17 protein-coding genes are annotated in these 23,809 nt (G+C 71.8%); 8 read left to right on the top strand and 9 right to left on the bottom strand.

Annotation, left to right across the window (positions count from 1 at the left end; genetic code table 11):
* Window positions 1-111: 111 nt before the first annotated feature.
* Both ACIQ9G_RS26820 and ACIQ9G_RS26815 read right to left on the bottom strand, forming a co-directional pair.
* Window positions 112-1,014, bottom strand: coding sequence for a tRNA (adenine-N1)-methyltransferase (locus ACIQ9G_RS26820; RefSeq protein ID WP_030179604.1), 903 nt, complete (start codon window positions 1,012-1,014; stop codon window positions 112-114).
* Between the two features lie 194 nt (window positions 1,015-1,208).
* On the bottom strand, window positions 1,209-2,744 hold the full coding sequence (locus ACIQ9G_RS26815; RefSeq protein ID WP_403614253.1) for a site-2 protease family protein: 1,536 nt from the start codon (window positions 2,742-2,744) through the stop codon (window positions 1,209-1,211).
* Window positions 2,745-2,932: 188 nt separating this feature from the next.
* Here ACIQ9G_RS26815 and ACIQ9G_RS26810 point away from each other — a divergent pair, with 188 nt between their 5' ends.
* On the top strand, window positions 2,933-3,949 hold the full coding sequence (locus ACIQ9G_RS26810; RefSeq protein ID WP_403614250.1) for a RecB family exonuclease: 1,017 nt from the start codon (window positions 2,933-2,935) through the stop codon (window positions 3,947-3,949).
* Between the two features lie 14 nt (window positions 3,950-3,963).
* Entirely contained in the window at window positions 3,964-4,635 is a 672-nt protein-coding gene (locus ACIQ9G_RS26805) for a response regulator (RefSeq protein WP_403614247.1), read from the top strand.
* A gap of 23 nt (window positions 4,636-4,658) precedes the next feature.
* On the opposite strand, the gene ACIQ9G_RS26800 is transcribed toward ACIQ9G_RS26805, so the two are convergent.
* From ACIQ9G_RS26800 to metH, 4 genes are all read right to left on the bottom strand, one after another.
* Window positions 4,659-6,239 carry an ABC transporter substrate-binding protein gene (locus ACIQ9G_RS26800; RefSeq protein WP_403614245.1) on the bottom strand — a complete coding sequence of 527 codons (1,581 nt, stop codon included), beginning with the start codon at window positions 6,237-6,239 and terminating at the stop codon, window positions 4,659-4,661.
* Between the two features lie 92 nt (window positions 6,240-6,331).
* Complete coding sequence (locus ACIQ9G_RS26795; protein ID WP_403614242.1) at window positions 6,332-7,939, bottom strand: ABC transporter substrate-binding protein; 1,608 nt, start codon at window positions 7,937-7,939, stop codon at window positions 6,332-6,334.
* 419 nt (window positions 7,940-8,358) lie between these two features.
* Window positions 8,359-9,060 (bottom strand): HAD family hydrolase, encoded by a 702-nt coding sequence (locus ACIQ9G_RS26790; RefSeq protein ID WP_403614239.1) that lies wholly within the window; start codon window positions 9,058-9,060, stop codon window positions 8,359-8,361.
* 143 nt (window positions 9,061-9,203) lie between these two features.
* The gene (gene metH / locus ACIQ9G_RS26785) at window positions 9,204-12,716 is read right to left on the bottom strand and encodes a methionine synthase (protein ID WP_403614236.1); all 3,513 of its coding nucleotides are present in this window, start codon (window positions 12,714-12,716) and stop codon (window positions 9,204-9,206) included.
* Between the two features lie 367 nt (window positions 12,717-13,083).
* Between metH and ACIQ9G_RS26780 the strand changes: the two genes are divergently transcribed.
* The 6 genes from ACIQ9G_RS26780 to ACIQ9G_RS26755 all read left to right on the top strand — a co-directional run bounded on the left by ACIQ9G_RS26780 (window position 13,084) and on the right by ACIQ9G_RS26755 (window position 20,656).
* Window positions 13,084-13,848 (top strand): IclR family transcriptional regulator, encoded by a 765-nt coding sequence (locus ACIQ9G_RS26780; protein WP_403614233.1) that lies wholly within the window; start codon window positions 13,084-13,086, stop codon window positions 13,846-13,848.
* A gap of 455 nt (window positions 13,849-14,303) precedes the next feature.
* Window positions 14,304-15,098, top strand: coding sequence for an MIP/aquaporin family protein (locus tag ACIQ9G_RS26775; protein WP_403614230.1), 795 nt, complete (start codon window positions 14,304-14,306; stop codon window positions 15,096-15,098).
* A gap of 83 nt (window positions 15,099-15,181) precedes the next feature.
* On the top strand, window positions 15,182-16,717 hold the full coding sequence (gene glpK, locus ACIQ9G_RS26770) for a glycerol kinase GlpK (protein ID WP_403614227.1): 1,536 nt from the start codon (window positions 15,182-15,184) through the stop codon (window positions 16,715-16,717).
* A gap of 8 nt (window positions 16,718-16,725) precedes the next feature.
* Window positions 16,726-18,342 carry an FAD-dependent oxidoreductase gene (locus ACIQ9G_RS26765; RefSeq protein ID WP_392193658.1) on the top strand — a complete coding sequence of 539 codons (1,617 nt, stop codon included), beginning with the start codon at window positions 16,726-16,728 and terminating at the stop codon, window positions 18,340-18,342.
* Window positions 18,343-18,621: 279 nt separating this feature from the next.
* Complete coding sequence (locus ACIQ9G_RS26760) at window positions 18,622-19,287, top strand: FadR/GntR family transcriptional regulator (protein WP_403614223.1); 666 nt, start codon at window positions 18,622-18,624, stop codon at window positions 19,285-19,287.
* Between the two features lie 352 nt (window positions 19,288-19,639).
* Window positions 19,640-20,656, top strand: coding sequence for a PAC2 family protein (locus tag ACIQ9G_RS26755; protein ID WP_403614221.1), 1,017 nt, complete (start codon window positions 19,640-19,642; stop codon window positions 20,654-20,656).
* Between the two features lie 137 nt (window positions 20,657-20,793).
* Here the strand turns inward: ACIQ9G_RS26755 and mshC are convergent, their stop codons facing one another.
* From mshC to ACIQ9G_RS26740, 3 genes are all read right to left on the bottom strand, one after another.
* Window positions 20,794-22,023, bottom strand: coding sequence for a cysteine--1-D-myo-inosityl 2-amino-2-deoxy-alpha-D-glucopyranoside ligase (mshC, locus tag ACIQ9G_RS26750; protein ID WP_403614218.1), 1,230 nt, complete (start codon window positions 22,021-22,023; stop codon window positions 20,794-20,796).
* 379 nt (window positions 22,024-22,402) lie between these two features.
* Window positions 22,403-23,221, bottom strand: coding sequence for an SCO1664 family protein (locus ACIQ9G_RS26745; protein WP_403614216.1), 819 nt, complete (start codon window positions 23,219-23,221; stop codon window positions 22,403-22,405).
* A complete protein-coding gene (locus ACIQ9G_RS26740) occupies window positions 23,185-23,775 on the bottom strand; it encodes a DUF3090 domain-containing protein (RefSeq protein WP_356189917.1) in 591 nt (196 codons plus the stop codon). Before ACIQ9G_RS26740 ends, ACIQ9G_RS26745 begins: the two co-directional genes overlap by 37 nt.
* Between the last annotated feature and the right edge of the window lie 34 nt (window positions 23,776-23,809).

Genomic DNA, 23,809 nt, shown 5'->3' with positions numbered 1-23,809 from the left:
GTCGGCTCGCGGGCGGGGGTGCCGGGTCAACGAAAGGGCGCCGTGGCGCAGTTCCGGATTCGTCCTTGGGAACTGCGCCACGGCGCCCCTGTGTTGTCCTCGGGGGCGGCCTCAGCGGCCGGTGCCTCCGTCGGCGTTGGGGCCCTCGTAGTCCTCGCCGTAGGCGCCCTTGGCGGGGCGGCGGCGGCGCATGGGCGGCTCGACGCCGTCCGCGAGGCGGCGGGCGGTGAGCAGGAAGCCGGTGTGGCCGATCATCCGGTGGTCGGGGCGGACGGCCAGGCCCTCGATGTGCCAGTTGCGGATCATCGTCTCCCAGGCGGTCGGCTCGTTGAAGCAGCCGATCTCGCGGATGGACTCCACGGTCCGGGCGAGCTGGGTGGTGGTGGCGACGTAGCAGCACAGGATGCCGCCGGGGACGAGTGCCTTGGAGACGGCCTCCAGGCACTCCCAGGGGGCGAGCATGTCGAGGATGACTCGGTCGACGTCGGTGTCGGACAGGTTGTCCTGGAGGTCGCCGACGGTGAGCTGCCAGGCGGGGTGCGGGCCGCCGAAGTAGCGCTCCACGTTGGCCTGCGCGATCTCGGCGAAGTCGGCGCGGCGCTCGTAGCTGTGCAGCATGCCCTGGTCGCCGATGGCGCGCAGCAGGAAGCTGCTGAGCGAGCCGGAGCCGACGCCGGCCTCCACGACGCGGGCGCCGGGGAAGATGTCGGCGAAGGCGAGGATCTGCCCCGCGTCCTTCGGGTAGACGACTGCTGCCCCGCGGGGCATGGACAGGACGTAGTCGGGGAGCAGGGGGCGCAGCGCGAGGTAGGCGACGTTACCGGTGGTGCGGACAACGCTGCCCTCGGGTGCGCCGATCAGCTCGTCGTGCGGGAAGGAACCCTTGTGGGTGTGGAAGTTCTTCCCGGCCTCGAGCGTGAACGTGTAGTGGCGGCCCTTGGGGTCGGTCAGCTGTACCTGGTCCCCGACCTTGAAGGGCCCGCGTCGGCGGGCGGCACCGGTCGGTTCGGACATGTGACCAGCCTACCGGTCCCGCGGAGGGCCTTGGACCACCCGGGAAGCGGGCGCCGGGGCGGGGCCTCGTCGTGTGCGGGGTCCGTGGCGCGGGAGGGGCGCGGGGCGGGTCCTGGTCGCCGTCGCGGTCACGGCCGCAGTCGTGGTCGGGGTCGCGGTCGCGGTCGCGGTCGCGGTCGCGGACGCGGGAGGTTCTAGGAGGACGTGGCCGGGGGGCGGGCCATGGCCTTCACGAAGGCCCGCTCGACGTCCGCGGCGGACAGCACGCCGTAGATCTCGCCGGTCTCCTCCACCACGAGGTACTCGGTCGCCGGGGTGGCGCGCAGCACGTCGAGGAGGTCCTCGCCGGCGAGCTCGGCGGAGACGCGCATGCCGTCGGTGAGGTCCTGGGCGAGTTCGCTGGCGAAGACCCAGGGGCGGCGGTGCTCGGGTACGCCGACGATGGCGGACTCGCGGACCAGGGACAGGGGGCTGCCGTGGCCGTCGACGACGACCAGGGCACGGGCGCCGGCGGCGTTGGCGCGGCGCAGGGCCTCGGACAGGGAGGTGTCGGCCTCGACGGGGACCGCGCGCCGGGTGAGGGTGCGGGCGCGCAGTTCGGGGAGGTGCTCGCGCAGCCGGGCCATGCGCAGGCTGTTGCCGGCGCCGGTCCAGATGATCGCCGCGAGGATGGCGGCGAGCAGGGCGTCGGTGACGGTGTCCATGCCGACGCTGTCCTCGGCGGTGGTGCCGAGGGCGCCGGACTGGGTGAGCAGGGGCAGCCCGATGAGGACGGAGACCGCGAGCGCGCGGCCGACCCAGGCGGCGGCGACGGTGCCGGTCATCGCCCGGCCGGAGATCTTCCAGACGACGGCGCGGAGCATCCGGCCGCCGTCGAGGGGCAGGCCGGGCAGCAGGTTGAAGGCGGCGACGATCAGGTTGGAGATCATCAGGCCGGCCAGCAGGACGCCGGGGACCGAGGCGGGCTCGACGGGCTGGAGGGCGAGGTAGAAGACGCCGGCCAGGATCAGCGACAGCAGGGGGCCGACGAAGGCGAGGACGAACTCGCGGCCGGGGGTCTCGGCCTCCTTCTCGATCTCGGAGACGCCGCCGAAGAACTGGAGCTGGATGCGGCGGACCGGCAGCTTGAAGCGGAGGGCGGCGACCGTGTGGGCGAGTTCATGGACGAGGACGGAGGCGTAGAAGGCGACCGCGAAGAAGAGGGAGACGAGGTAGCGGGCGGCGCCGAGTTCGGGCAGCACGCGGTCGAGCTGGCCGCCGAACACCCAGGTGATCAGCGCCGCCACCAGGAACCAGCTGGGCGCCACGTACACGGGCACGCCGAAGGGCCGGCCCATGAGCAGCCCGCCGCCGGGTTCCCGGGGCCGCCGGGGCGGGGGGCCCTGGCGTGTGCCCGAGTGCGCCAGGGCGCGGTCGGGGTGGGTCAAGTGGGCGTCGTGGGGGTGGCCGGTCCGCGGCTGCTCCGCCGGTCCGGGCCGGCCCTGGTCCCCGTGGGCCTCGGCATCGGTTTCGGCATCGGCATCGGTTTCGGCTTCGCCTTCGGCTGCTACGGCGGTGTCGGCGTCCGGGTCCGGCCCGGCCGGGGCGTCGGACGTCACGGGTCGGTGGCCGTCGTGGGGGGCCGGGCCGGGGCGCGGGGAGCCGGGGGCCGGGGCCGGGGGGCCCGGGTGGCGCTCGGCCGGCTCGTCGTCGCCGGACCGCGGCTGTCCGCTGCCGCCGCTCACGTCCACGGTGTCCCCTCGATCGAAGCGCGTCTCCCGCACCGGGCGGCCGGAAGGTCTCGGGTCGATGGTATGCGGCCGAGCCGAACGCTTCCGCCTCGGCACCCCTTGTGTTCGCCCCCTGTGTCTGCCCCGTCGTCGCCCGTTGCGCACCGTGCCCTGCGTCACTGTCGGTGGCGGCCCGTATGGTCTGTGGCATGGAGACCAGCACCGAGGGCGACGCGGCGGCCTACAGCGGCGGTGAGGTACCCGCAGGGACCCCGGCCGGGGCGGCGGACGGCACGTCAGGGGTGGCCGCCGGGACGCCGGAGGCGGTGACCGGGACGTCCGGGACGGGGACCGGGGGCGTGAGGAAGCCGGTGGTCGTGGCGCCCGCCTCCCTGTCCCCCTCCCGTGCCGGCGACTTCATGCAGTGCCCGCTGCTGTACCGCTTCCGGGTGATCGACCGGCTGCCGGAGAAGCCGAGCGAGGCGGCGACGCGGGGCACGCTGGTGCACGCGGTGCTGGAGCGGCTCTTCGACGCCCCGGCCGCCGAGCGGACCGCGCCCCGGGCCAAGTCGCTGATCCCCGGTCAGTGGGACCGGCTGCGGGAGAACCGGCCGGAGCTGGTGGAGCTGTTCGCCGACGATCCGGACGGCGAGCGGCTGGCGCGCTGGCTGACGGAGGCGGAGCAGCTGGTCGAGCGCTGGTTCAGCCTGGAGGACCCGACGCGTCTGGAGCCGGCCGAGCGCGAGCTGTCCGTGGAGGCCGTGCTGGACTCGGGGCTGCGGCTGCGCGGGATCATCGACCGGGTCGACGTGGCGCCCACCGGCGAGGTGCGCATCGTCGACTACAAGACGGGCAAGGCCCCCCGGCCCGAGTACGCCGAGGGCGCGCTGTTCCAGATGAAGTTCTACGCGCTGGTGGTCTGGCGGCTGAAGGGGGTCGTGCCGCGGCGGCTGCAGCTCGTGTACCTCGGCAGCGGCGACGTGCTGACGTACGACCCGGTCCTCGCGGACCTGGAGCGGGTGGAGCGCAAGCTGCTGGCGCTGTGGGAGGCGATCCGGCGGGCCACCGAGACCGGCGACTGGCGGCCGCGCCCCACCAAGTTGTGCGGCTGGTGCGACCATCGGGCCCGCTGTCCGGAGTTCGGGGGCACTCCCCCGCCCTACCCGCTGCCGGTGAGGGCGCCCGTCTCCGGCGGCGGCGAGCAGGGCAGAATGGGCGCGGACTAGCGAAGGAGACTCCTGTGGCCATCCGTGTCCTACTGGTCGACGACCAGCCCCTGTTGCGCACCGGGTTCCGGATGATCCTGGAGGCGGAGCAGGACCTCGCGGTCGTGGGCGAGGCCGGGGACGGCCTCCAGGCGCTGGACCAGGTGCGCGCCCTGCAGCCCGACGTGGTGCTGATGGACATCCGTATGCCGCGGATGGACGGTGTGGAGGCGACCCGGCAGATCACCGGGCCGGGGCGGGACGGCCCTGCGAAGGTGCTGGTGCTGACCACCTTCGACCTCGACGAGTACGTGGTGGAGGCGTTGCGGGCGGGCGCGAGCGGCTTCCTGCTGAAGGACGCGCCGGCGAACGAGCTGGTGCAGGCGATCCGGGTCGTCGCGGCGGGCGAGGCCCTGCTGGCGCCCAGCATCACGCGGCGGCTGCTGGACAAGTACGCCACGCATCTGCCCTCCGGTGAGGATCCGGTGCCGGACACGCTGCACACCCTCACCGACCGCGAGGTGGAGGTGCTGAAGCTGGTGGCGCGGGGGCTGTCGAACGCGGAGATCGCCGCCGACCTGTTCGTCAGCGAGACCACCGTGAAGACGCATGTGGGGCATGTGCTGACCAAGCTGGGTCTGCGGGACCGGGTGCAGGCCGCGGTGTACGCGTACGAGAGCGGGCTGGTGCGCCCCGGCGCGCAGTAGCGCCGGGGCGGCGGTGGCCGGGGTCAGCCCTTGCTGAGTTCCCAGAACCGGAAGACGGTCGAGGCGTCCAGGCAGTACTCGAGGCCGTAGACGCCGTCGCGGACGACCGCGTACTGCTTGGCCTGCCACACCGGCAGGACGGGCAGTTGTGCGGCCACGATGTCCTGGAGCCGGCCGAACTCCTCGTCGGTGGCGGCGCGGTCGCTCTCGGCGGCGGTGCGCGGGATGAGCGTGCCGGTGATGGTGTCGTTGGCGTAGTGGTTGCCGAGCACGTTGCCCTTGCCGAAGAAGGGGGCCGTGAAGTTGTCGGCGTCGGGGTAGTCCGGGACCCAGCCCTTGACGTAGACGCCGTACTTGCCCTTGGCGATGTCCTTCTCGTACTGGTCGAAGGGCACGGAGCGCACGTCGGCCCGGAACAGGCCGCTGGCGTTGAGCTGGGCGGCGATGGCCCTCAGTTCCTCGTCGGTGGCCGGGCCGTAGCGGGACGGGGTGGACCAGAGGGTGAGTTTCACCTTGCCGGTGATGCCGTCGGCGCGCAGGGCCTCGGCGGCCCTGGCCTTGGAGGGGCGGGCGCCGTAGGTGTCGAAGAAGGCCGTGTTGTGGCCGGCGATGCCGGCCGGGATGATCGAGTACAGCGGGGTGGCGGTGTCCTGGTAGACCTGCTTGATGAGGGCGTCGCGGTCGAGCAGGTAGGCGACGGCCTTGCGGACGCCGAGCTTTCCGGCCACCGGGTCGTCCATGTTGAAGACCAGGTGCTGGACCTCGGCGCTGCTGCCCTCGACGACCTCGACGCCCTGGCTGTCGTCCTGCTGGTCGATGCCGCTGATGTCCCGCGCGGTCAGGCCGCGGTAGGCGATGTCCACCTTGCCGGCGAGCAGGTCCCGCTTCAGGGCGGTCTGGTCGCCGTGGAAGAACTTCAGGGTGACGCCGGCGTTCTTGGTCCTGGCGGTGCCCCGGTAGTTCTTGTTGACCGAGAAGACGGCCTCGTCCTTGCCGAAGGTGTCCAGCTTGTAGGGGCCGGAGCCGACGGCCTGTTCGTCCTTGCGCAGCCCGGCGGCGTCGTACTGCCGGTGGTCGACGATGGAGCCGGCGCCGGAGGCTATCTTGCTGGGGAAGGTGGCGTCGGGGACCTTCAGCTGGAAGACGACGGTCCTGTCGTCCGGGGTGCGGACCTTGTCGAGCATGGGGAACATGATCGCCGGACCGGCCGGGTCGTTGATCTTCAGCATCCGCTCGAAGGAGAACTTGACGTCCTCGGCGGTGAGCGGGTCGCCGTTGCTGAACTTCAGGCCGTCCTTGAGGGTGCAGCGGTAGACCTGGGCCCGGGTGTCGGTGAAGGAGCACTGCTCGGCCGCTTCCGGCTGCGGCTCCGTGCCGCCCTTGGGGAAACTCAGCAGCGACTGGAAGACGTTGTTGAACAGCAGCCACGAGCCGGGGTCGTAGCCGGAGGCCGGGTCGGTGGCCAGGACGTCGTCGGACATTCCCACCACGAGCCGGGAGCCGTCGCTCTCCGATCCGCCGGTCTCGGTGCCGCATCCGGTCAAAAGGCCGGAGGCCAGTCCCGCCACGATGGGCAGGACCGGCCACTGGTTGCGCATGTTCACTGCATGTGCCTTGTCTTTGGTTCTCGGGAAGCCCGGGATGCAGTCCCGTGCCCCCGGGCGAGGACCCGGTGCCGACGGGCCCTCAAGAACCGTTAGCTTTTCACACCGCGGCCGAGCTCCCACAGCTGAAGGGTCGAGGTGGAGTTGATGGCGTACGCGGTGCCGGTGATGTCGTCCCGGGCCGCGACGTACTGCTTGCCCTGCCACAGCGGCAGCATCGGCACGTCACCTGCGACGATGTCCTGGATGGAGGTCAGGCTGGAGACGGCGGAGAGCCGGTCGGCCTCGCGGCGGGACTGCGGGATCAGCGAGCTGCGGATCTCGGAGTTGGCGTACGGCGAGTTGAGGGTGTTGTCCTTGTCGAGGAACGGCGCGAGGTAGTTGTCCGCGTCCGGGAAGTCGGGGAACCAGCCCATACCGTAGACCTCGTAGGAGCCCTTCTGCTCGGCCGGGCGGAAGGCCGCCCAGGGCGTGCCCTGGATCTTGGCGTCGAACAGGCCGCTGGCGTTGAGCTGCTGCTGAAGGACCTGGAACTCCTTCTTGGTGGCCGGACCGTAGTGGTCGGTCGTGTAGTGCAGCGTCAGCTTCACCGGGGTGGTGATGTCCGCCTTGGCGAGCAGCGCCTTGGCCTTGGTGACGCTGGGGTCGCCGTACTTGTTGAAGAACGAGTTGGAGTGGCCGGTGACGGTGGCCGGGACCAGCGAGTACAGCGGCTCGGCCTGGGAGCCGTAGACCTTGGAGACGAGTTCGCTGCGGTTGACGAGCTGGGCGATCGCCTGGCGCACGGCGCGGCTCTTCACCGACGGGGCGGCGGTGTTGAAGGCCAGGTAGCGGATCTCCAGGCCGGGCATCTCGACCAGGTCGACGTCGCCGCCGCTGCCGGCGTTGCCGAGCTTCTGGATCTGCTGCGGCGACATCGTGCGGGTCATGACGTCGATGTCCCCCTTCTCCAGCGCGGCGCCCATGGCGTCGGCGTCCGGGAAGGAGCGCATCTCCACCTTGTCGTTGTGGAGCTCCAGCGTCCCCTTGTAGTTGGGGTTCTTGGTGAAGACGGCGTCGACGAGCTCGCCGTTCTTGACGTCGGCCTTGAGGCTGTACGGGCCGGAGCCGTCCACCGCGAAGCCCTCGCGCAGCTTGTTCTTCTCGTAGTCCTTGGGGTCGACGATGCCCGCGACCGGCGTCGACAGCTTGAACGGGAAGGTGGCGTCGGCGGTGTTGAGGTGGAAGATGACCTCGCGGTCGCCCTGGGTCTCGACGGTGTCGACGGTGGACAGCAGTCCGGCGACGCCGCTGTCGGCCTTGATGGCGAGGGCGCGGTCGATGGAGAACTTCACGTCGGAGGCGGTGATCGGGTCGCCGTTGGTGAACTTCAGGCCGTCGCGCAGGGTGCAGGCGTAGCGCTCGTTGCCGCTGTCGGTGAAGCCGCACTTCTCGGCGGCCTCGGGCACCGGGTCGCCGTCGCCCTTGGGCTGGGTCATCAGGGTCTGCACGGTCTGGCGCAGGATGTTCCAGCTGCCGACGTCGTAGGCGTACGCCGGGTCGAGGGGCGCGGGGGCGTCCTTCGAGGCGGTGAACCGGTCCGTGGTGCCGACGACTATGGCGTCGCCGCTGTTGCTGCCGCTGTCGGACCCGCCACAGGCGGCGAGGACCGGCGCCAGCAGACCGGCGACGGCCGGCAGCACCAAAGTCTTGCGGTTCATGCTCGAGTTTCTCCAGGCGTCAAGTCCGTGTATCCGGCATGCAGGGGTGTCGCGGCGGATCACGGGGGTAGTGGCGATGTTCTCGCGCTGAGATTAATCCGCCCCCGCAGGAAGGGTCACAGCGACCGGAGTTGAAACACCATCACGCTGTGGAACCGGGTGCGGACGGTGCGGAGAAACGGCTCACGGAAGGATTCGTGCAGCGTCCCACCAATCGGGACACAAGGGCACACGAAAGCGGCCCGAAGGGGGGTGGAGAGCAGACCCCGGCTCTCCTGTCGACCCCTTCACGGGTGGCGAACATCACACCTCCAACCGGCTTGCGCCGCAACGGAATTCAGTCACCGTTACGTATTAATTCATTCTTCCGAGCGGCCGGAAGTAATAGATCTATTCACGGTGCACGCTCGGTGAACGGTTCAGCGCATTTGTGTCATCAGTCCGCGCAGAAATGCGAGATCCACGTGTTCGAGTGATGGAACGACTGTGCGCCGGTGGGCCGGGGCGATGGGGGCGACGGACGGAACGGCGACCACGTGGCAGCCGGCGGCCTCCGCCGCCGCGACACCGGTCGCGGTGTCCTCGACCACCGCGCACCGGGCGGGGTCGGCGCCCAGGCCGGCGGCGGCCAGCAGATAGGGGTCGGGGTGCGGCTTGGTGCGTGCCACCTCGTCGCCGGCCACCGTCAGGGCGAAGTGCTGCGGGCCGAGCGAGGTGAGCACCCGGTCGATGATGCGCCGGTGCGAGGCCGAGACGAGGGCGGTCGGGATCTCCTGCTCGGCCAGCTCGGCGAGGAGCCGGGCGGCGCCCGGCATCAGGGGCAGAGCGCTTCCGATGCGCTCCTCGAAGCCCGCGTTCAGCAGCACCGTGACCTCGGCGAGGGTGATGTCGGCGCCGGTGGCCTCGATCAGGAAACCGGCGCTGCGGGTCATGGGGCCGCCGACGACGACGTGTCTCCAGGACTCGTCGAGCGTGTGGCCCAGGGCGGCGAAGACCTCGACCTCGACGTCCCACCAGAAGCCCTCGGTGTCCACCAGGGTGCCGTCCATGTCGAGGAGCACTGCCTGAAGGGCGGAGCCTTCGGCCGTACGGGTTCCGAGCGCGGGGACCGTGCTGGTCATCCGGGCGCACCTCCTTGAGGGACGATCAGGCCGGTTCCCGTGCGGGGAACCGGCCTGCAGTGGACCGACCAGTGTACGTCGTGGGCGGACGAAACGCCTCATACGACCGCCGCCGGGCGCGCGGCGCCCGGCGGAAGCGCACGTCAGCGGGCGTTGAAGTACTTCGCCTCCGGGTGGTGGATCACGATCGCGTCGGTGGACTGCTCGGGGTGCAGCTGGAACTCCTCCGACAGGCGGACGCCGATGCGCTCCGGCTGGAGCAGCTCGGCGATCTTGGCCCGGTCCTCCAGGTCGGGGCAGGCGCCGTAGCCGAGGGAGAAGCGGGCGCCGCGGTACTTGAGGGCGAACATGTCCTCCATGGCGCCCGGGTCCTCCCCGGCGAAGCCCAGCTCGGCGCGCACCCGCGCGTGCCAGTACTCGGCGAGCGCCTCGGCGAGCTGCACGGACAGGCCGTGCAGCTCCAGGTACTCACGGTAGGAGTCGGCGGCGAACAGCCGCGCGGTCTCCTCGCCGATCCGGGAGCCGACGGTGACGACCTGGAAGCCGACCACGTCCGTCTGCCCGGACTCCTCCGGGCGGAAGAAGTCGGCCAGGCACAGCCGGCGGCCGCGGCGCTGGCGCGGGAAGGTGAAGCGGGTGCGCTCGTTGCCCTGCTCGTCCAGGACGATCAGGTCGTCGTCCTTGGACACGCACGGGAAGTAGCCGTGGACGACGGCGGCCTCAAGCAGGCTCTCGGTCTGCAGCCGGTCCAGCAGGCCGCGGAGCCGGGGCCGGCCCTCGGTCTCGACGAGTTCCTCGTAGGTCGGGCCGTCGCCGGTGCGGGCCTGCTTCAGGCCCCACTGGCCCTTGAACAGGGCGTCCTCGTCCAGCCAGGACGCGTACTCCTTGAGCGGGATGCCCTTGATCACGCGGGTGCCCCAGAAGGGCGGCTCGGGCACCGGGTTGTCGGTGGCGACGTCGGAGCGCACGTGGCCCTCCTGGGGGCGCTCCTCGATCTCGACGGCCGCCGCCCGCACCCGGCGCTGCCGCAGCTCGGGCAGCTTGGCCCCGGGCACGCCCCGCTTCACGCCGATGAGGGCGTCCATCAGGCGCAGGCCCTCGAAGGCGTCGCGGGCGTAGCGGACCTCGCCCTCGTACAGCTCGTGCAGGTCCTGCTCGACGTAGGCCCGGGTCAGCGCGGCGCCGCCGAGGATGACCGGGTAGTCGGCCGCCAGCCCGCGCTGGTTCAGCTCCTCCAGGTTCTCCTTCATGATCACCGTGGACTTGACCAGGAGCCCGGACATGCCGATGACGTCGGCGCGGTGCTCTTCGGCCGCCTCCAGGATCGCGGAGACCGGCTGCTTGATGCCGAGGTTGACGACGTTGTAGCCGTTGTTGGACAGGATGATGTCGACGAGGTTCTTGCCGATGTCGTGGACGTCGCCGCGCACGGTGGCCAGCACGATGGTGCCCTTGCCGGCCTCGTCGGTCTTCTCCATGTGCGGTTCGAGGTGGGCCACGGCGGCCTTCATCACCTCGGCGGACTGGAGCACGAACGGCAGCTGCATCTGGCCGGAGCCGAACAGCTCGCCGACCACCTTCATGCCGTCGAGCAGGGTGTCGTTGACGATGTCGAGGGCCTTGCGGGTGGTCAGGGCCTCGTCGAGGTCGGCGTCCAGGCCGTTGCGCTCGCCGTCGATGATGCGCCGCTTCAGGCGCTCCTCCAGCGGCAGCGCGGCCAGTTCCTCGGCCCTGCCCGCCTTGAGGGACTTGGCGGTGGCGCCCTCGAACAGCGCCATCAGCTTCTGCAGCGGGTCGTAGCCCTCGCGGCGACGGTCGTGAATCAGGTCCAGGGCGGTGGTGACCTGCTCCTCGTCGAAGCGGGCGATCGGCAGGATCTTGCTGGCGTGCACGATCGCCGAGTCCAGGCCGGCCTTGACGCACTCGTCCAGGAAGACGGAGTTGAGCAGGATGCGGGCCGCCGGGTTGAGGCCGAAGGAGATGTTGGACAGGCCGAGCGTGGTCTGCACCTTCGGGTGGCGCCGCTTCAGCTCGCGGATGCCCTCGATGGTGGCGGCGCCGTCCTTGCGGGACTCCTCCTGGCCGGTGCAGATGGTGAAGGTCAGGCAGTCGACGAGGATGTCCTCCTCGTGGATGCCCCAGTTGCCGGTCAGGTCGGCGATCAGCCGCTCGGCGATCTCCACCTTCTTCTCGGCGGTGCGGGCCTGGCCCTCCTCGTCGATGGTCAGCGCGATCAGCGCGGCGCCGTGCTCCCGGGCCAGCGCGGTGACCCGGGCGAACCGGGACTCGGGGCCGTCGCCGTCCTCGTAGTTCACCGAGTTGATCACGGCGCGGCCGCCGAGCTTCTCCAGGCCCGCCTCGATGACGTCGACCTCGGTGGAGTCCAGCACGATCGGCAGTGTGGAGGCGGTGGCGAAGCGGCCGGCCAGTTCGGCCATGTCGGCGACGCCGTCCCGGCCCACGTAGTCCACGCACAGGTCGAGCATGTGCGCGCCCTCGCGGATCTGCTCGCGGGCCGTCTCCACGCAGTCGTCCCAGCGGCCCTCCAGCATGGCCTCGCGGAACTTCTTGGAGCCGTTGGCGTTGGTGCGCTCGCCGATGGCCAGGTAGGAGGTGTCCTGGCGGAAGGGGACCGTCTGGTAGAGCGAGGCGGCACCGGGCTCGGGGCGCGGGTCGCGCGCGGGCGGGGTGAGGCCGCGGACCCGCTCCACCACCTGGCGCAGGTGCTCGGGCGTGGTGCCGCAGCAGCCGCCGATCAGGGACAGGCCGTAGTCGCGGACGAAGTTCTCCTGCGCGTCGGCCAGGCCCTCCGGGCCGAGCGGGAAGTGGGCGCCGTCCTTGGTGAGGACCGGCAGGCCGGCGTTCGGCATGCACAGCAGCGGGATGCGCGAGTGCCGGGTGAGGTAGCGCAGGTGCTCGCTCATCTCGGCCGGGCCGGTGGAGCAGTTCAGGCCGATCATGTCGATGCCGAGCGGCTCCAGCGCGGTGAGCGCGGCGCCGATCTCGGAGCCGAGCAGCATGGTGCCGGTCGTCTCGAACGCCATCGAGCACAGCAGGGGCACGTCGGTGCCGGTGGCCTCCATGGCGCGCCGGGCGCCCAGGATCGAGGCCTTCGTCTGGAGCAGGTCCTGGGTGGTCTCCACGATCAGCGCGTCGGCGCCGCCGGCGAGCAGGCCCTCGGCGTTGGCCTGGTAGCCGTCGCGGATCGTGGTGTAGCCGACGTGGCCGAGGGTCGGCAGCTTGGTGCCGGGGCCGATGGAGCCCAGCACCCAGCGGACGCGGCCGTCCCGGTCGGTGTACTCGTCCGCCACCTCGCGGGCGATCCGGGCGCCGGCCTCGGACAGCTCGTGCACCCGGCCGGAGATCTCGTACTCGGCGGCCGCGGTGTGGTTGGCGCCGAAGGTGTTGGTCTCCACACAGTCGACGTCGGCCGCGAAGTAGGCCTCGTGGACCGAACGGACGATGTCGGGCCGGGTGACGTTCAGGATCTCGTTGCAGCCTTCGAGGTTCTCGAAGTCCTCGAGTGTGGGCTCCTGTGCCTGGAGCATGGTGCCCATCGCTCCGTCGGCTACCACCACACGGGTGGCGAGTGCCTCGCGGAGGGCGGACACACGGGTCCGGCTGTCGGCGGAAGGGGTCGGCGGCAACGAGGCCATGTAGGGGCTCCCTGTGGTGCGACGGCTGTCGGCTTTGCGCCTTCCCCCGGGGACTCCGCGCGGAGCTTCCCGTGGCGGGCGCACGCGGCCAGGGTAGCCGGGACCGCGCACCGACGGTCAGGGCGTCCACGACCCGGGACGGACCCGGCCGGGAGGCCCGTGGCCGAGAAGGGCCCGGTCCGGGGGCCGGGAGCGCCGTCGTCGCGTGGTCGGGAGGGGTCTGTCGTGACATCCGGACGTCGTGAGGTGTAACAGGTGTCGACCGACCATTAGCGGGGAGTCGCCATGGACCGGTAGTGTTCGGCATTGCCGAACGGTGGCGCCCCCATCGCCGCCGGCGGTTCAAGGGGACGGAGGCAGGACGGCGATGGCACGGAACATCCAGTCGCTCGAACGGGCGGCCGCGATGCTGCGACTGCTCGCGGGCGGCGAGCGGCGACTCGGACTGTCGGACATCGCCTCGTCACTGGGCCTGGCCAAAGGCACCGCCCACGGCATACTCCGCACCCTCCAGCACGAGGGCTTCGTCGAGCAGGACGACGCCTCCGGGCGCTACCAGCTGGGCGCGGAACTGCTGCGCCTGGGCACCACCTACCTCGACGTGCACGAGCTGCGGGCCCGCGCCCTGGTGTGGACGGACGACCTCGCCCGCTCCAGCGGGGAGAGCGTCTATCTGGGCGTGCTGCACCAGCAGGGCGTGCTGATCGTGCACCACGTCTTCCGCCCGGACGACAGCCGGCAGGTCCTGGAGATCGGGGCCATGCAGCCGCTGCACTCCACTGCGCTCGGCAAGGTGGTGTCGGCGTACGACCCGGTCGCGCACAGCGAGGCGCTCGAGGCCGACCGCAAGGCGTTCACCGACCGGACCGTGTGCGACCTGGAGGGGTTCGAGCACATCCTCGACCTCACGCGCGCCCGGGGCTACGCGGCCGACGTCGAGGAGACCTGGGAGGGCGTCGCCTCCATCGCGGCGCCCGTCCACGACCGGCGGCGGATGCCGGTGGGCGCGGTCGGCATCACCGGCGCCGTGGAGCGCGTGTGCCGGGACGGTGAGCTGCGCCAGGAACTGGTCGCGGCGGTACGGGACTGCGCCCGCTCGGTGTCGCGGGACCTGGGCGCCGGGCGGTTCTGAGCCACGCGGGAAAACGACCGGAACGCCGAACGGCGTTCCGGCCCGCGGCGTGTCCGTGCGCCCGCGCCCCCGCGCCCGGACGGCCTCCGCACGCCCCTCGCACGCCCCCGCACCGACGTCGGATTCCACGCAGAACCGCTCGCGATCCCACATGACCGACCAGGAAGGAACGGACCTTGGCGTCATGGGGCACGACCAGCAGGTTTCCGCGGGCCGGGTCGGCGCCGGCAGGCGATCAGTAACGATCGGGCTACCGGCAACAGAACTCTTGACGCCCAGGTGAAGCCGAAGCAAGACTCCCGTCCATCGGTCGGCATTGCCGAACACCTAACGGCAATAAGCGCTAGAGTGTGGCAGTGCCAGTGGCCGATTCCGCTCTCACCCCCTGAGGGCGCCAGACCCCCGGAGGGACCCGGGGTTCGGCTACCCCTGGACGAAGGACAAAGGAGTCGCGGGTGTCCAGCTCCGACATCTTCATCGGCGAGACCATCGGTACCGCCATACTCATCCTGCTCGGCGGCGGCGTCTGCGCCGCCGTGACGCTCAAGGCCTCCAAGGCACGCAACGCCGGCTGGCTCGCCATCACCTTCGGGTGGGGCTTCGCCGTGCTCACCGCCGTCTACACCGCGGCGCCGCTGTCCGGCGCCCACCTCAACCCGGCGGTGACCCTCGCACTCGCGATCAAGGACGGCGACTGGAGCAACGTCCCCACCTACTGGGCGGGACAGCTCCTCGGCGCCATGATCGGTGCGGCCCTGGTCTGGCTCGCCTACTACGGCCAGTTCCACGCCCACCTCACCGACAAGGACATCGTCGGCGGTCCTGGCGCGCAGGCCACCACCGCCAAGGCGGTCGAGGCCCAGGAGGCGGGCGCGGGTCCCGTGCTCGGCGTCTTCTCCACCGGTCCCGAGATCCGCAACGTGGCGCAGAACCTGGCCACGGAGATCATCGGCACCATCGTTCTCGTGCTCGCCGTCCTCACCCAGGGCCTGAACGACAAGGGCAACGGCCTCGGCACGCTGGGCGCGCTGATCACCTCGCTGGTGGTCGTCGGCATCGGCCTCTCGCTCGGCGGCCCGACGGGCTACGCGATCAACCCGGCCCGTGACCTCGGCCCGCGTATCGTGCACGCCCTTCTGCCCCTGCCCAACAAGGGCGGCTCCGACTGGCGCTACGCCTGGATCCCGGTGGCCGGTCCGCTGATCGGCGGCGCGCTCGCCGCGGGTATCTACAACGTCGCATTCGCATAGGCACGCATGGCTCTCCCGAGCACCGGGCTTATCAGCACGCGTACGTACCGCCCCCTTGACCACGGAACCCTCAGGAGCACACAGTGACCGACGCCCACGCCGGCCCCTTCATCGCCGCCATCGACCAGGGCACCACCTCCTCCCGCTGCATCGTCTTCGACCGGGACGGCCGTATCGTCTCCGTCGACCAGAAGGAGCACGAGCAGATCTTCCCCAAGCCGGGCTGGGTCGAGCACGATGCCACCGAGATCTGGACCAACGTCCAGGAGGTCGTCGCCGGAGCCATCGAGAAGGCCGGCATCACCCGCGACGACATCAAGGCCATCGGCATCACCAACCAGCGCGAGACCACCGTGCTGTGGGACAGGAACACCGGTGAGCCGGTCCACAACGCCATCGTCTGGCAGGACACCCGCACCGACGCCCTGTGCCGGGAGCTCGGCCGCAACGTCGGGCAGGACCGTTTCCGCCGCGAGACCGGCCTCCCGCTGGCGTCGTACTTCGCCGGCCCGAAGGCCCGCTGGCTGCTCGACAACGTCGACGGCCTGCGCGAGCGCGCCGAGGCGGGCGACATCCTCTTCGGCACCATGGACACCTGGGTCATCTGGAACCTGACCGGCGGCGTCGACGGCGGACGGCACGTCACCGACGTCACCAACGCCTCCCGCACCCTCCTGATGAACCTGCACACCATGGAGTGGGACGCCAAGATCGCCGAGTCGATCGGCGTGCCGACCCAGATCCTGCCCGAGATCCGCTCCTCCGCCGAGGTCTACGGCGAGATCACGGGCGGCAAGCTGGGCGACCTGCTCGGCGGCATCCCGGTCGCCTCGGCGCTCGGCGACCAGCAGGCGGCCCTGTTCGGCCAGACCTGCTTCTCCGAGGGCGAGACCAAGTCGACCTACGGCACCGGCACCTTCATGGTGATGAACACCGGCGACAAGATCATCAACTCCTACAGCGGGCTGCTGACCACCGTCGGCTACAAGATCGGCGACCAGGACACGGTCTACGCCCTGGAGGGCTCGATCGCCGTCACCGGCTCCCTGGTGCAGTGGATGCGCGACCAGATGGGCCTGATCTCCACCGCCGCCGAGATCGAGACGCTCGCGCTCTCGGTCGAGGACAACGGAGGGGCCTACTTCGTGCCGGCCTTCTCCGGCCTGTTCGCCCCGTACTGGCGCTCCGACGCCCGCGGTGTGATCGCGGGCCTGACGAGGTACGTGACCAAGGCGCACCTCGCGCGCGCCGTCCTGGAGGCCACGGCCTGGCAGACGCGGGAGATCGCGGACGCCATGACCAAGGACTCCGGCGTGGAGCTGACCGCCCTCAAGGTCGACGGCGGCATGACCTCCAACAACCTGCTGATGCAGACGCTCTCGGACTTCCTGGACGCGCCCGTGGTGCGCCCGATGGTCGCCGAGACCACCTGCCTCGGCGCCGCCTACGCCGCCGGCCTGGCCGTCGGCTTCTGGAACAGCACCGACGACCTGCGCGCCAACTGGCGGCGGGCCGCCGAGTGGACCCCCCGCATGGACGCGGACATCCGCGACCGTGAGTACAAGAGCTGGCTCAAGGCCGTCGAGCGGACCATGGGCTGGCTCGAGGACGAGGAGTAAGAAACCGCATGACCAGTCAGTCCACCCTGCAGTCCGTGCCTGCCCTGGGAACGCACCCGGCCTCCGGCTCCCACCCGAGCCGGGCCGAGACCCGGGAGCAGCTCTCGAAGGCGACGTACGACCTCCTCGTGATCGGCGGCGGCATCCTGGGCATCTCCACCGCCTGGCACGCCGCGCAGTCCGGCCTCAGGGTGGCTCTGGTCGACGCCGGCGACTTCGCCGGCGCCACCTCCTCCGCCTCCTCCAAGCTCCTCCACGGCGGTCTGCGCTACCTGCAGACCGGCGCGGTGAAGCTGGTGGCGGAGAACCACTTCGAGCGCCGTGCGGTCTCCCGCCAGGTGGCCCCCCACCTGGCGAACCCGCTCACGTTCTACCTCCCCGTGTACAAGGGCGGGCCGCACGGCGCGGCGAAGCTCGGCGCGGGCGTCTTCGCCTACTCCGCGCTGTCCGCCTTCGGCGACGGCGTCGGCCACCTGCTGAGCCCGTCGAAGGCCGCGCAGGACGTGCCCGAGCTGCGCACCGAGAACCTCAAGGCCGTCGCGGTCTACGGCGACGACCAGATGAACGACGCGCGCATGGCGCTGATGACGGTCCGCGCGGCCGTCGAGGCGGGCGCGGTCGTCCTCAACCACGCCGAGGTCACCGGCCTGCGGTTCACCCAGGGCCGGGTCACCGGCGCCGAACTCAAGGACCGGCTGTCGGGCGACGAGTTCGGGGTCGCCGCCCGCCTGGTGCTCAACGCGACCGGCCCGTGGGTCGACCACCTGCGCCGGATGGAGGACCCCGGTGCCGCGCCGTCGATCCGGCTGTCGAAGGGCGCGCATCTGGTCCTGAAGCGCACCTCCCCGTGGAAGGCCGCGCTGGCCACGCCGATCGACAAGTACCGGATCACCTTCGCCCTCCCCTGGGAGGACATGCTGCTGCTCGGCACGACCGACGAGGAGTTCGAGGGCGACCCGGCCGATGTCGCGGTCAACGACAAGGACATCGCCCAGATACTCGACGAGGCCGCGTTCTCCATCCGCGACCAGCAGCTCGACCGTGACCTGATCACCTACGCCTTCGCCGGGCTGCGGGTGCTGCCGGGCGGTCCCGGCGACACCGCCAAGGCCAAGCGCGAGACCGTGGTGACCGAGGGCAGGGGCGGGATGCTGTCCGTCGCGGGCGGCAAGTGGACCACCTTCCGCCACATCGGCCGTACGGTGATGCAGAAGCTGGAGTCGCTGCCGGGCCGCCCGCTCGGCGAGGACTTCGAGCCGATCTCCTCGCTGCCGAAGAAGCTGCCGCTGCCGGGCATCGCCAACCCGCGCGCGGTCGCGCACCGGCTGCTGGTGGACCGCCCGGCGCCCGGTCCGCGCATGGCCCCCGACACCGCCCGGCACCTGGCCACGCACTACGGTTCGCTCGCCTTCGACATCGCCCGGCTGGCCAACGAGAACCCGGAGCTGGGCGAGCGGGTCCACCCGGACGCGCCGGAGATCTGGGCACAGGTGGTCTGGGCCCGCGACCACGAGTGGGCCGAGACGCAGGACGACGTGCTGCGCCGCCGTACCACGCTGACGATCCGCGGCCTGGCCACGGACGAGGTGCGGGCGAAGGTACAGGACCTGCTCGACGGGAAGTGACCGTCGAGCGGACGACGGCCCCGTCGACGACGGGACCAGCCGGCCGGGCCCCCACCGCACGGGGGGCCGGCCGTGCGGAAGGGGGCGGCTCCACCCCGACGGAGCCGCCCCTCTTTCGCATCCTCGGCCGCGCGGGCCCACGGGCCGTAGGCCGTGCGCCGGGCCCGCAGGCGGCGGGGCGGCGGGTGCGCTGAACTGTGCGTTCTCCTCCCCGGGCGGCGCGGTGCGCCCCCATACTGGGCTCAGACATCCGATGTCTGAACGCCCGGGAGGACGGCCATGGCGGTGACCGACGCGGCGATCGGGAAGATCAAGGCGATGATCGTCTCCGGTGCGCTGGGCCCGGGCGACCGGTTGCCGAAGGAGGGCGAACTCGCCGCCGAACTCGGCCTGTCCCGCAACTCCCTGCGGGAGGCGGTGCGGGCGCTGTCCCTCCTCGGGATCCTGGACGTGCGGCAGGGCGACGGGACGTACGTCACCAGTCTGGACCCCCAACTGCTGCTGCGGACGCTGAGTTTCGTCGTGGACTTCCACCGCGACGACGCGGTGCCGGAGTTCCTGGCCGTGCGCCGCATCCTGGAGCCGGCCGCGACCGCGCTGGCGGCCTCCCGCATCACCGAACGTCAACTCGACACGCTCTCGGCCCGGTTGGACGCGCTCGGCCCCGACCCCTCGGTGGAGGAAATGGTCGCGTGCGACCTGGAGTTCCACCAGGGCATCGCGCTGAGCTCCGGAAACTCGGTGCTCTGCGCCCTGCTCGACGGCCTGTCGGGACCCGCCGCCCGGATCTGGCGCGGCCCGGCGCGGGAGGACGCGGTCGCCCGCACCCTGCGTGAGCACCGCGCGATCCTCGCGGCCCTGCGCGACCGGGACGCGGAGGCGGCGCGCTCCTGGGCGACCGTGCACCTCGCGAGCGTGGAGCGTCGGCTGCGCGACGTCCCCTGAGGGGCGTGGAGCGGCGGCGGTCCGGCGTGCGGGGCACCGCACGGTTCGCTCATGCGTGCCTCTTGTCCCTCGGCGCGCGCGTGTCGTGCAACGCCTGCCGCACACCCGCGCCGCAGGTCATCGGAGCTCTTCGGTACATCGGACCTATGAAGGATCCCCCTGGTCCTGTCCTGGTCGTATACAAGGCGGCAGGCCGCGTCCGATGGGGACAGCTCCGATGAATGAGGGGTGTTCCCGGGTGGCGAACGGGGCATTGATCCGGTCACTCCCCCGTGCAAGGGGGCTGCGGTCGCCCCCGCCGCACGCCGTAAGGTTGGGACGTACGCGAGGGCACGTCGGAAGGAGGCACTGGGTGATCGAGCTCGAGGGGGTTCCCGAGCTGATCGACCCGGTCATGGTGGCCGCGTTCGAGGGCTGGAACGACGCCGGCGACGCCGCCTCCACCGCGGTCGCGCATCTGGAACGGGAGTGGAAGGGCGAGGTGTTCGCGGCGCTGGACGCCGAGGACTACTACGACTTCCAGGTGAACCGCCCCACGGTGTTCATGGACGGCGGCGTCCGCAAGATCACCTGGCCGACGACCAGGTTGTCGGTGGTCCGGATCGGCGGCGAGAAGCCGCGCGACCTGGTGCTGGTCCGCGGCATCGAACCGTCCATGCGCTGGCGCTCGTTCTGCAACGAGCTGCTCGGCTTCGCGCACGAGCTGGGCGTGGAACTGGTGGTCATCCTGGGCGCCCTGCTCGGCGACACCCCGCACACGCGCCCGGTCCCGATCAGCGGCACGACGTCCGACTCGGACCTGGCCCGCCGCATGGACCTGGAGGAGACCAAGTACGAGGGCCCGACCGGCATCGTCGGGGTCCTGCAGGAGGCCTGCACGCACGCGGGCGTCCCGGCGGTGTCGCTGTGGGCGGCCGTCCCGCACTACGTCTCTCAGCCGCCCAACCCCAAGGCCACGCTGGCCCTCCTGAACCGTCTGGAGGACCTGCTGGACCTGCGCATCCCGCTGGGCGAACTGGCGGAGGACGCGCGCGCCTGGCAGGTGGGGGTGGACCAACTGGCCGCCGAGGACAGCGAGGTGGCCGAGTACGTCCAGACGCTGGAGGAGGCCCGGGACACCGCTGAGCTGCCGGAGGCGTCGGGCGAGGCGATCGCCCGCGAGTTCGAGCGCTATCTGCGCCGCCGCGACGGCGGTTCCCCGGGCGGGCACGCCACCGCGGACGGCGCCGAGGGCGGCTCGTACCTGCGGGACAGCCCCGGCGGCCGCGGCCGGCCCCCGAAGCCGCCGAAGCCGGGGGCGGGCCCGGGGCCGGGGTCCGGGTCGGGACCGGCATCGGGACCGGACGACGAGGACTCCTCCGAGGACTGAGGGCGGCCCGGCCAAGGTCTCGGGGCCGGAAGGCCGGGAACGGGTCAGGGGCGGTGCGCCTGCCGCGCACCGCCCCTGACGACGTCTCGGGTGCCCTCGTGGGTCAGAGCCCCGTGTGGATCAGGGCCCCGCCCGGGTCAGAGCGCCACGCCCAGCAGCGCGTCGACGGCTCGGGAGACCAGGCCGGGCGCGCCGATGTCCGTACCGCCCCGCTCCTGCTGGAGCGCCGCCCAGCGGTCGACCGCGGCGAGGGCGGCAGGCGCGTCCAGATCGTCGGCGAGCGCCTCGCGGATCTCCTCGACCAGCGCGTCGGCGGGCGGGCCGTCCGGCCGGGAGACGGCCGAGCGCCAGCGGCCGAGGCGCGCGACGGCGTCCTGGAGCACCTGGTCGGTCCACTCCCAGTCGGACCGGTAGTGGTGCGCGAGGAGCGCCAGCCGGATGGCGGCGGGGTCCACGCCGTCGTACCGCAGCCGCGACACGAAGACCAGGTTGCCCTTGGACTTGGACATCTTCTCGCCGTCCAGGGCGACCATGCCGGCGTGCACGTAGGCCTTGGCCATGGGGAACTCGCCGGTCAGCACCTGGGCGTGCGAGGCGCCCATCTCGTGGTGCGGGAAGGCGAGGTCCGAGCCGCCGCCCTGCACGTCGAAGCCCATGCCGAGGTGGTCGAGGGCGATGGCCACGCACTCGATGTGCCAGCCGGGCCGGCCGCGGCCCAGCGAGCCGCCGTCCCAGCTCGGCTCGCCCTCGCGGGCGGCCATCCACACGATCGGGTCGAGCGGGTTCTTCTTGCCGGGCCGGTCGGGGTCGCCGCCGCGCTCGGCGGACAGCAGGCGCATGGCGGCGGCGTCCAGGTGGGACACCTTGCCGAAGTTCGGGTCGGACTCGACCGAGAAGTAGACGTCCCCGTCGAGCTCGTAGGCCGCGCCGAGGTCCCGAAGCCGCTCGACCAGCGGGACGATCCCCGGTATCGCCTCCACGGCGCCTATGTAGTGCCGCGGCGGCAGCATCCTGAGGGCGGTCATGTCCTCGCGGAACAGGGCCGTCTCCTGCTCGGCCAGCGCCACCCAGTCGACGTCGTCGCGCTGCGCCCGCTCCAGCAGCGGATCGTCGACGTCGGTCACGTTCTGGACGTAGTGGACCTGCCGCTTGGTGTCGAGCCACACGCGCTGTACCAGGTCGAACGCGTTGTAGGTCGCCGCGTGACCCATGTGGGTCGCGTCGTACGGGGTGATGCCGCAGACGTAGATACGGGCGACGGGACCGGGGTCGAGGGTGACGAGGCCGCCGGTCGCGGTGTCGTGGATCCTCAGGTCGCGGCCCTGACCAGGCAGGGCGGGGACCTCGGAAGCGGGCCAGGCATGCATGTCATGAGCCTAACCGGACCGGAGTTCCGTATACGAACCGGATCGCGCCGGACGGCCGCGAAGGCGCTCTCGCGCCGGACCCGGCGGTGTGCCGTCAGGGCGCGGGCGGTGTGGCGGCGGCGCGCGGCGGGCCGGTGGAGCGGCCAGGGCACGGCAGGCTGGTGGAGCCGAGCCGCCAGGCACGCGGGCCGGTGGGGCGGTCGGGGCGCGGCAGCCGGGGCGCGGCGGACAGATGTAGCAACCAGAGCGCGGCGGCCGGGGCGCGGCGGCCGGTGGGGCAGCCGGGGCGCGGGGGCTGTGGGCCCTGTGTGCGCCGCGGGATGTACGGGGCCGGTAGGCCCCTTGCGTGGGTCGAGGCACCCAGGCCCGCCGGGGCGCTCTAGACCGGTGGCCAGGGAATGGCCGGCCATTCCCCGTTCGGCTCCGGGTGTCTGCCGGAGGCGAGCAGGGCCTCGACCCGCGCGCGGGTGGCGTCGACCTCGGCCGGGGTGATCAGGGCGGCCAGCCGCAGGGCGAGGCCCCCGCCCTCGCCGAGGGCGTCCCGCAGGCCCTTGAGGACGCCGACGGACTCCGGGGGCAGGGGCTCGCCCGCCCACCCCCACAGCAGCGTCCGCAGCTTGTTCTCGGCGTTGAAGGTGACCCCGTGGTCGATGCCGTACAGCCGTCCGTCCGGGGTCGGCAGCAGATGGCCGCCCTTGCGGTCGGCGTTGTTGATCACCGCGTCGAGCACGGCCAGCCGGCGCAGCCGCTCGTCGTCGGCGTGCACGAGCAGGGCGGTCCGTCCCTGGCCGACCTCGGCGAAACCGATCGCCTTCCAGCCGGGGCCGGGCTCCTCCTCGTCGACGAGCGCGAGCAGCTCGGCGTCCGGCGTGGCCTCGATCCACAGCTGGCACATGCCCTCGCCGTAGGGGCCGTCGCGGAGCACGGTGGGCGGCACGAGGCCCCAGCCGGTCACCTCGGAGACCTCGTACGCCGCCACCTCGCGCCCGGCGAGCGTGCCGTCGGGGAAGTCCCACAGCGGGCGCTCCCCGGCGACCGGCTTGTACACGCAGGACGCCTCCCGCCCGGCGTACGCCACCGTGCAGAGCAGCGCGGCGTTGGAGGCGTCACGGATGCGGCCGCGCACCGTCAGCTCGCCCTCGGCGAGCAGCTCGGCGGAGGTCACGCTCCGCGGCGGTATCCGTTCTGGCGCGGACATACGTGTCCTTCCGGATCGAGCGGGAGGCTGCACAGCGGGCACGGCGGCCGCCCGGCGTTGACGACGTCGAGGGCGCGCTTGGCGAAGGCCCGTGCCTGCGCGCCGGTGAGCCGGACCCGCAGCATCGGGGGGCCGTTCTCCTCGTCCTGCAGCAGGCGCTCCTCGGCCTCGGCGAGGTCCTCCTCGGACTCGGCGTCGAGCTCGACCAGGGCCTGCGCCTCGACGATCATGCGCTGCTCCTCGCCGTCCCAGGCGAGCGCCATGGTGCCGACCCGGAACTCCTCCTCGATGGGGGTGTCCAGGGGGCCGGTGTCGGAGACCTCGGTGGGGGCCACGGCCGGGACGGAGGCGCTGCCGCCGCTGCGGCGCAGCACCTCGTCCAGGAGTTCGTCCATGCGCTCGGCGAGAGCGGCGACCTGGGTCTTCTCCAGGGCCACGCTGGTCACCCGGGAGCCGGCGGTGGCCTGGAGGAAGAACGTACGGCGCCCGGGCAGTCCGACCGTGCCGGCCACGAACCGGTCCGGGGGGTCGTAGAGGAACACCTGACGGGACACGTCCTGTCTCCATGGGATCGAGGGGGGAGCTGGT

Origin of the sequence: Streptomyces sp. NPDC096152 (assembly GCF_044763235.1) — a bacterium.
Lineage (GTDB): Bacteria > Actinomycetota > Actinomycetes > Streptomycetales > Streptomycetaceae > Streptomyces.
Note: the sequence above shows the minus strand (reverse complement) of the source record. Positions and strands in the feature narration are given on the sequence as shown.

What these genes read in the sequence shown, in the direction of transcription:
- mshC (WP_403614218.1), bottom strand. Translation starts at nt 22,023, where the DNA reads ATGCATGCCTGGCCCGCTTCCGAGGTCCCCGCCCTGCCTGGTCAGGGC.
- metH (WP_403614236.1), bottom strand. Translation starts at nt 12,716, where the DNA reads ATGGCCTCGTTGCCGCCGACCCCTTCCGCCGACAGCCGGACCCGTGTG.
- ACIQ9G_RS26780 (WP_403614233.1), top strand. Translation starts at nt 13,084, where the DNA reads ATGGCACGGAACATCCAGTCGCTCGAACGGGCGGCCGCGATGCTGCGA.
- ACIQ9G_RS26810 (WP_403614250.1), top strand. Translation starts at nt 2,933, where the DNA reads ATGGAGACCAGCACCGAGGGCGACGCGGCGGCCTACAGCGGCGGTGAG.
- ACIQ9G_RS26760 (WP_403614223.1), top strand. Translation starts at nt 18,622, where the DNA reads ATGGCGGTGACCGACGCGGCGATCGGGAAGATCAAGGCGATGATCGTC.
- ACIQ9G_RS26790 (WP_403614239.1), bottom strand. Translation starts at nt 9,060, where the DNA reads ATGACCAGCACGGTCCCCGCGCTCGGAACCCGTACGGCCGAAGGCTCC.
- ACIQ9G_RS26745 (WP_403614216.1), bottom strand. Translation starts at nt 23,221, where the DNA reads ATGTCCGCGCCAGAACGGATACCGCCGCGGAGCGTGACCTCCGCCGAG.
- ACIQ9G_RS26765 (WP_392193658.1), top strand. Translation starts at nt 16,726, where the DNA reads ATGACCAGTCAGTCCACCCTGCAGTCCGTGCCTGCCCTGGGAACGCAC.
- ACIQ9G_RS26820 (WP_030179604.1), bottom strand. Translation starts at nt 1,014, where the DNA reads ATGTCCGAACCGACCGGTGCCGCCCGCCGACGCGGGCCCTTCAAGGTC.
- ACIQ9G_RS26795 (WP_403614242.1), bottom strand. Translation starts at nt 7,939, where the DNA reads ATGAACCGCAAGACTTTGGTGCTGCCGGCCGTCGCCGGTCTGCTGGCG.